The 1,557-nt window shown below is 41.8% G+C and carries 1 protein-coding gene and 1 pseudogene; both read left to right on the top strand.

Annotation, left to right across the window (positions count from 1 at the left end; genetic code table 11):
- On the top strand, positions 1-1,163 hold a 1,163-nt coding region (locus F6K49_RS47725; protein ID WP_293109584.1), incomplete at its 5' end, for a glycosyltransferase family 4 protein.
- A gap of 40 nt (positions 1,164-1,203) precedes the next feature.
- Positions 1,204-1,557: pseudogene (locus F6K49_RS47720) on the top strand (glycosyltransferase); the annotation flags it as partial.

Genomic DNA, 1,557 nt, shown 5'->3' with positions numbered 1-1,557 from the left:
TAATCACAACTATCGCCTACGACCCACAAGGGGTTGTTTCACACTACTTAAAGCTACTACCCCAGTCAATCAGACACCGTATTGCTAATGAACTAGGGAGGCGAACTTGGATTCCCCCTCATGGCGTCTCCATGGAAACCCATCTCTGGCAAGAAGTAATACGTATGGCTCTGGTGAAAACAGGACTCAGTCACCGTTTAGGCTCTGGTCGCCAAGGACCCATTGATTGGGTCTATACTTCCCTGGATCATCACGTTGCCAAGCATCATCTCCACGGGATTGATGCAGTCTACGCCTACGAAGATGGAGCAGCCACTACCTTCCACAGCGCCAAACAAAAGGGTATCCTTTGCTTATACGACTTGCCCATAGTATTCTATCAAACCAGTCGTACTATCCAAGCCCAAGAAGCAGAAAACTTCCCCGAATTATCTCCCGGCTTACAAGCAGTTAAAGAACCCGCCTGGAAATTGGAGCGTAAAGAACAAGAAATCCAATTAGCAGACCATATCTTTGTAGCTTCTTCAATTACCAAACAATCCTTGCTAGACGTTGGCGTCAAACCAGAAAAAATCACTGTCATTCCCTACGGTTCCCCCATAGACTATTTCCACCCCAAACCCAAAACCGATAAAACTTTTCGAGCCTTATTTATCGGTCGTGTAGGACCACGAAAAGGAGTACACTACCTATTACCAGCTTGGCAGCAATTACAACTACCTGAAGCTGAGTTAATGATGGTCGGAATTAACGAATTCCCAGAAACCTGGCTAACTCCATACAGAGAAATTTTTCGCTATGTCCCCTCTGTCCCTCACGCCTCATTAAATCAATACTACAGCACTGCCAATGTTTTTGTCTTTCCTTCCCTAGTTGAAGGCTTTGGATTAGTACTACTAGAAGCAATGGCCTGCGGTATTCCGGTAATTACCACACCCAACACAGCTGGCCCCGATATTATCACCGATGGTTTAGAAGGCTTTATTATCCCAATTCGGGATATCGAAGCGATCAAAGAAAAACTTGAGTGGTGTTATCGCCATCCCCAAGAACTAGCTGAAATGGGACGTGCTGCTCGTCGAAAAGCAGAACAATTAACTTGGGGTTTATATCGCAATATATTGGGAAATAAAGTACAGAAAATTTTCAGTAATCGAAACTAATTAATCAGTTTAAGACGATTCCACTAATTTATTATAAACTATGAAATTTTGTTCTCAAGAAACCGTTCTTCACTTATGGTTTCCTAATCTATTTTATTTTAAAGGAGGTATTCAACTATACTCAGCTTTTTTCCTAGAAGCATTACAAACCTTATATCCAAAAAAATATTATGACGTTTTTCTCAAACACGATACTCGCTGTTTACCAGATTTTAATTTTTTAACTAATACCCAATTTCACTTTACAGGCAATTATCCTCTTGCTCTACGTACCCCTGGCTTTGCCACTAAAATTGCCGGATACGGAATTTGGAGACGACCTAACTTAATTATCTCAACTCATCTTAATTTCACTGTAGCTGCCTACTGGCTAAAACGTCTATTAGGTATCCCC

The organism is Moorena sp. SIO3I6 (assembly GCF_010672095.1).
The sequence above is the reverse complement of the archived record's forward strand: the minus strand, read 5'-3'. Positions and strand labels throughout refer to the sequence as shown.